We start from the raw sequence: 5,692 nt of genomic DNA, 5'->3' as shown, positions 1-5,692 counted from the left end.
TATGTCTTGGGCGCTCTACTGGACTCATCGCTATCCAGAAATTAAAGCAAAAATTCTCCAAGAAATAGCCACTTTAGGAGATAATCCTAACCCCATTGATATAACTCGATTACCCTATCTTGCGGCAGTTTGTTCGGAAACTTTACGCATTCATCCCGTGGCAATGTTAACTTTTCCGCGAGCAGTGGAAGAACCGGTAGAACTAGATGGTTATCCTTTAGAAAAAGGGACAATTATTATGGGTTGTATTTATCTAGCTCACCACCGCGAGCAAACTTTCCCCGATTCCCATACTTTTAAACCAGAACGCTTTTTAGAAAAACAATTCACCCCCTACGAATATATGCCTTTTGGTGGTGGGGCGCGTCGTTGTATCGGGGAAGTTTTAGCTATCTACGAGATGAAAATCGCTATCGCCACAATTTTGGCTAATTATCAGTTAACTCTAGTTAATAATACCCCCGAAAAACCCAGTCGTCGCGGTGTCACCCTTGCTCCCTCGCGAGGAGTTCCCATGGTCTTAAAAGGACGACGGGAACCTCTGGTTACTGCCCCGATGCTCGCCGAAATTTCTTAAAAAAACTGACAAACTATTGTACAATCAGAGTTGTGGTATCCCATATCATAACTCTGCTTTTTTGTCAATAAAATTGGGGATAATTATGGTCTTAATTCGTTTAGCTAAATCCTGGCAAATTTCCGAAAATGAAGTTACTTCCGAAAGTGTTTATTTTAACCGTCGTCGCTTTTTACAGGGGTTAATCGGGGCAGGAATTGCGGGGAGTTCCCTATTATTAACTGCTTGTGGTAAATCCTCCTCCTCGGAAGCTTTAGAAAAAAGTTTACAATTACCTAAAATTGAAGGGTTCAGCAAGAATCCGCAGTTTTTAACGGTAAATCGCCCCATAGCTGCCGAAACTGTAGCGGGGAGATATAACAATTTTTATGAGTTCGGAGGGGGGAAAAATATCTGGTTAAAAGCGCAGAAATTACCGACGAATCCCTGGACGGTAGAAGTGGGAGGATTGGTAAAAAATCCCCAGACCTACGATATAGATACTATTAAAAAAACCTTTCCTCTCGAAGAAAGAATCTATCGTTTTCGTTGTGTGGAAGCTTGGTCAATGGTCTTACCTTGGCTGGGGTTTCCGATGAGTGCTTTAATTGCGGCAGTGGAACCAAAACCAGAAGCTAAATTCGTCCGTTTTACTTCCTTTTATAATCCAGAAATTACCCAGGGGCCAGGATTACATTTAGGAGCCTTACCATGGCCCTATACAGAAGGTTTAAGAATTGAAGAAATGGCCAACGAATTAGCTTTCTTTGCTGTGGGAATTTTCGGTCATGATTTACCGAAACAACAGGGCGCACCCTTGCGAATGGTTATTCCTTGGAAATACGGTTTTAAAGGAGCAAAATCGATAGTAAAAATTGAATTTACCGCCAAACAACCCGCCACCTACTGGAACACAATTGACGCTCACGAATACGATTTTGAGGCTAATGTCAACCCCAGTAAACCCCATCCCCGTTGGTCGCAAGCAACGGAGAAATTTATCGGCAGTAGAAGTGATTTATCTTGGGAAATTATCGAAACTCTGCCCTATAATGGCTACGGTGAATATGTGGCTAGTTTGTATAGTTAAGTTTTATGATTATCCCCGTTTTATTTAGTTTAAGTGAGTATTTATGGAAAATAAAACTCTGTACGAAGAAGACTTTTATCTCTGGATTAGAACTACTATTAATCAACTGCAAGCCAGACAGTTTGAGCGGGTAGATTTAGATAATTTACTGGAGGAATTAGCAAGTATGGGAAGGAGTGAAAAACGCAAAATCGAAAATCTTTTGATTCAATTGCTGGTACATTTGCTGAAACTAACCTACTGGACAGGAGAAAAAGCTAGAAATGAGGGTCACTGGAAAGGGGAAATTAGAAACTTTCGCCGACAAATAATCAAAGAAGTTAAAGATAGCCCTAGTCTCAAACCCTATCTTTTGGAAATCTTTGAGGAATGCTATCAATTTGCTAGAAAAGATGCTAGTGATCGCTCTCAATTACCCCTCGATACTTTCCCCGCTATTCCCCTTGGTTCCCTTGAACAAATTCTCGATGAAGATTGGTTTCCCAGTAATAACCATGAGTAATATCTAGAGGTCAATTATGGACAATAAAACCCTGTACGAACAAGACTTTTATCTCTGGATTAGAACTACTATTAATCAACTGCAAGCGAGACAGTTTGAGCGGGTAGATTTAGATAATTTACTGGAGGAATTAGCAAGTATGGGAAGGAGTGAAAAACGCAAAATCGAAAATCTTTTGATTCAATTGCTGGTACATTTGCTGAAACTAACTTACTGGACAGGAGAAAGAGCAAGAAATGAGGGTCACTGGAAAGGGGAAATTATCAACTTTCGCCGACAAATAATCGAAGAAATTAAAGATAGCCCTAGTTTAAAACCCTATATTCTCGAAATCTTTGAGGAATGCTATCAATTTGCTAGAAAAGAGGCTCAAGTTAGAACTCAATTACCCCTCGATACTTTCCCCGCTATTCCTCTTGGTTCCCTTGAACAAATTCTCGATGAAGATTGGTTTCCCACTAATAACCACGAGTAATATATAGAGGTAAATTATGGATAATAAAACCATGTACGAAGAAGACTTTTATCTCTGGATTAGAACTACTATTAATCAACTGCAAGCGAGACAGTTTGAGCGGGTAGATTTAGAGAATTTACTAGAGGAATTAGCAAGTATGGGAAGGAGTGAAAAGCGCACAATTAAAAGTCTGTTAACCCGATTATTAGAACATTTACTTAAGCTCAAATATTGGGCGGCAGAAAGAGAGAGAAACGAAGGTCACTGGAAGGGAGAGATTAGAACTTTTCGTCTCGATATATTAGATGAACTTAAAGATAGTCCTAGTCTGAAACCTTATCTTTTGGAAATTTTTGATGAATGTTATCTTTCAGCCCGAAAAAATGCCAGTGACCGCTCTCAATTACCCCTCGATACTTTCCCCGTTATTCCCATTGGTTCCCTTGAACAAATTCTCGATGAAGATTGGTTTCCTGCGGGCGATAATCTGGAAATATAGCCATCAGTTAGACTGCTCCATACTGCTCTAACAAAAAACAACTATCTCCCGATAGCGATCGCTAAAGGTCGAATAATTATAAATTTTTTTCAAGGGGTGCGGTCAGATCGAAGAATCATTGCTAGAATGAGCCTAATTGTCAGAAATTTAGTTAAACAAGGTTTTTGGCAATATGCTAATCTGGCTAACACGCTTTTGGGTGTGATATAGGGAAAAGTTCTGGCGATTGCGCCTAAATAGAGTGTTATACAGAAAGTTTCCGCATAATATGTAGTTAGGCAGACGCAATCCAATGTGTATCTTTTCTCACGACGTTCAACAGGTGTCCAACACGAAGATCTACGCTCGCCTGAATGGCGACCGTCAGCACTTAGTGTATGAGATGCGCCTAACGTCGGAATCCGACGTGGCGATGATCCTCCCGTTGCCAACTCAATTGCCGAGTACGGACCAAGTAAGTTTCGTAAACCTTTCTGGTTACGACGGCTTTTTTCGCGACATGGATCGATGCTTCCCGCAGCCGCTGGAAATGCGTAGCAAAGGCGTCGCTGTCGCGAGAGCGAGTCCTAGAAATCTCATGGTTCATCGAGTTGGCGCGTTTGACGCTTCGTTCGTACCCGCACTCGCGGATTTTCACAGACTTGATCTTCGATTTCGCCTTCCAGAGGATGTTTGGAAACAGCTGCCGCTTTACAGTGACTTTGGTTTTGCCGTCTTTCAGCTTCGATCTGGAGACATGCGGATCCATCCCATGGCATTGTCGTTTAGGACGCGGAATTCAACGGCCCTTTTCTTCCCGACTGCCCACGTCCATGATGGAAGCGTTCATCCCGTGGCGCAATTCGATCACTCCCTTTACGCACAGGCGGAGCGTCCCAATAACGTCGGAATCCGACGTGGCGATGATCCTCCCGTTGCCAACTCAATTGCCGAGTACGGACCAAGTAAGTTTCGTAAACCTTTCTGGTTACGACGGCTTTTTTCACGACATGGATCGATTTCTGAATGGGTGCACGGGTCAGTCCTGCCTTGCGACGTTATGAACTTCGGCAACTCTATCATGTCAGATAAGACGAAGGGTCTCGTTGATCCACTGACGCCTGTTGCCCGCTGCAAGTTGGCTGGCCCATTGCCAAACCGGGATACCTGGCTACCTGTGTAACCGCTGGCTAACCGATCGTTGCAGCTGCCGATGCCGCGAGCGTCACTTTGCTCCTAGACATGGCAGTGCGATGCCGAAGGCACTGCGTAGCAGTACGCAATCGCCGTAGGGTGCGTTCCCTAATGTGGCTCCTACTGCTCCAGCGATCGATTTTGGGGAACGCACCATGCCCATTGATTGAAGCTGTGGTCTAAATTTGATCGCCGATCTTGTAGTACGGGGCCTGGTGATACTGAATTGCCAGATATTGGAGTTCACTACTGGCTAGATGCAGGAACGAGGCTGAAATACATTTTGAAAGTCTGGGTTGAGGATTAAAGAGCTTGCGAATTAGTAGTCAGGGTGGGCGTTTGCTCACCTTGCTTTTTCATGCGGTAATATGGAATGAGATGGTGAAAGACTGAGACTATAGCTATGACGCTCGCATCTAATGGAAAAACTGATATCATTCGTACAGAGCGAGGACTGACGATCGCAGGAACCCGCATCACCCTCTACGATGTGATGGATTATGTGACTGCTCAATATCCACCTAAGTTCATTCAGGGATTATTTGATCTGACGGAAGAGCAAATTAACACTGCCCTGGCTTATATTGAGGCTCATCGTGCGGATGTAGAGGCTGAGTACCAGCAAGTTCTCAAAGAAGCTGAAGAACTCCGACAATATTATGAAGAGCAAAATCGTGAGCGAGTTGCCCGTATTGCTGCGCAACCACCTAAGCCAGGCTCCGAGGCTGCTTGGGAAAAGCTTCGAGTGGCTAAGGCAAAGCGTGAGTCGAAAGTATGATTTTTTTGATTGATCACAATCTCAAAGGTCATGCCTTGGTTTTCTTTGGTGCGATCGCAACTCAGGGCTGGCTTGATATCGTCCCGATGCAGTTCGTCACCTTTGCAGAGATGGATTTGTCGATCAACAGTGATGACAGGACGGTTTGGCGACTTGCTCAAGAGAATCAGATGATTTTGCTTACCGCTAATCGCAGTATGAAAGGGAAAGATTCGCTAGAGCAGGTCATGCGTGAAGAAAATACCTCAGAGTCATTGCCTGTGATCACCGTTAGCAATGCTGATCGGCTTTTGAATGATTCCGAATATCGAGGTCGGTGTGTTGAAAGTCTTGTTGAAATTGTGCTTGATATTGATACCTATCGAGGCGCAAGACGCATTTTTATTCCGTGACGCGCCGAATGCTAGAGCCGTTGAAGTCTATCTGTAGGGACACGGCATAACGGGGTCTTTATACTGAATCGGTTTTTAATAGCATGATTAACTGCCAATCCAACTTGAAAAACCCGCTCCCTTCTCCCCACTGCTGTAACAAAAAACAACTATCCCCCGATAGCGATCGCTAAAGGTCGAATAATTGTAAATTTTTGTCAATGGGTGCGGTCAGATCGAAGAATCATCGCTAGAATGAGCCTAAT

The 5,692-nt window shown here is 43.6% G+C and carries 9 protein-coding genes; 7 read left to right on the top strand and 2 right to left on the bottom strand.

All coding sequences use genetic code 11. The features are described 5' to 3' along the window. The 5 genes from PX481_RS13605 to PX481_RS13585 form a co-directional block, all read left to right on the top strand. The coding region (locus tag PX481_RS13605) for a cytochrome P450 (protein ID WP_288094748.1) at window positions 1-577 on the top strand (577 nt) is incomplete at its 5' end. A gap of 85 nt (window positions 578-662) precedes the next feature. After that, window positions 663-1,646: a protein-methionine-sulfoxide reductase catalytic subunit MsrP gene (msrP, locus tag PX481_RS13600; protein WP_288094747.1), complete on the top strand. Its 984-nt coding sequence runs from the start codon at window positions 663-665 to the stop codon at window positions 1,644-1,646. Window positions 1,647-1,689: 43 nt separating this feature from the next. Further along, window positions 1,690-2,148 (top strand): DUF29 domain-containing protein, encoded by a 459-nt coding sequence (locus tag PX481_RS13595; protein ID WP_288094746.1) that lies wholly within the window; start codon window positions 1,690-1,692, stop codon window positions 2,146-2,148. A 16-nt stretch (window positions 2,149-2,164) separates the two neighbouring features. Further along, window positions 2,165-2,623, top strand: coding sequence for a DUF29 domain-containing protein (locus PX481_RS13590; protein ID WP_288023670.1), 459 nt, complete (start codon window positions 2,165-2,167; stop codon window positions 2,621-2,623). Window positions 2,624-2,639: 16 nt separating this feature from the next. Beyond that, complete coding sequence (locus PX481_RS13585) at window positions 2,640-3,104, top strand: DUF29 domain-containing protein (RefSeq protein WP_024969050.1); 465 nt, start codon at window positions 2,640-2,642, stop codon at window positions 3,102-3,104. Window positions 3,105-3,679: 575 nt separating this feature from the next. Here PX481_RS13585 and PX481_RS13580 read toward each other — a convergent pair. Continuing rightward, window positions 3,680-3,862 carry a hypothetical protein gene (locus PX481_RS13580; protein ID WP_002758344.1) on the bottom strand — a complete coding sequence of 61 codons (183 nt, stop codon included), beginning with the start codon at window positions 3,860-3,862 and terminating at the stop codon, window positions 3,680-3,682. 446 nt (window positions 3,863-4,308) lie between these two features. Further along, window positions 4,309-4,434, bottom strand: a complete 126-nt coding sequence (locus tag PX481_RS13575; protein WP_274518320.1) for a hypothetical protein — start codon at window positions 4,432-4,434, stop codon at window positions 4,309-4,311. Window positions 4,435-4,680: 246 nt separating this feature from the next. On the opposite strand from PX481_RS13575, the gene PX481_RS13570 reads away from it, so the two are divergent. Both PX481_RS13570 and PX481_RS13565 read left to right on the top strand, forming a co-directional pair. Then, the gene (locus tag PX481_RS13570; RefSeq protein WP_002758343.1) at window positions 4,681-5,055 is read left to right on the top strand and encodes a DUF433 domain-containing protein; all 375 of its coding nucleotides are present in this window, start codon (window positions 4,681-4,683) and stop codon (window positions 5,053-5,055) included. Continuing rightward, entirely contained in the window at window positions 5,052-5,447 is a 396-nt protein-coding gene (locus PX481_RS13565; RefSeq protein ID WP_288094745.1) for an ACP S-malonyltransferase, read from the top strand. Before PX481_RS13570 ends, PX481_RS13565 begins: the two co-directional genes overlap by 4 nt. Window positions 5,448-5,692 lie beyond the last annotated feature (245 nt).

The sequence above is a fragment of the Microcystis sp. M53603_WE2 genome (assembly GCF_030065435.1).
This window is presented reverse-complemented; position numbering and strand designations above follow the sequence as displayed.

Coding starts and splice junctions, on each gene's coding strand:
- msrP (WP_288094747.1), top strand. CDS start 663: ATGGTCTTAATTCGTTTAGCTAAATCCTGGCAAATTTCCGAAAATGAA.
- PX481_RS13595 (WP_288094746.1), top strand. CDS start 1,690: ATGGAAAATAAAACTCTGTACGAAGAAGACTTTTATCTCTGGATTAGA.
- PX481_RS13590 (WP_288023670.1), top strand. CDS start 2,165: ATGGACAATAAAACCCTGTACGAACAAGACTTTTATCTCTGGATTAGA.
- PX481_RS13585 (WP_024969050.1), top strand. CDS start 2,640: ATGGATAATAAAACCATGTACGAAGAAGACTTTTATCTCTGGATTAGA.
- PX481_RS13580 (WP_002758344.1), bottom strand. CDS start 3,862: ATGCCATGGGATGGATCCGCATGTCTCCAGATCGAAGCTGAAAGACGG.
- PX481_RS13575 (WP_274518320.1), bottom strand. CDS start 4,434: ATGGTGCGTTCCCCAAAATCGATCGCTGGAGCAGTAGGAGCCACATTA.
- PX481_RS13570 (WP_002758343.1), top strand. CDS start 4,681: ATGACGCTCGCATCTAATGGAAAAACTGATATCATTCGTACAGAGCGA.
- PX481_RS13565 (WP_288094745.1), top strand. CDS start 5,052: ATGATTTTTTTGATTGATCACAATCTCAAAGGTCATGCCTTGGTTTTC.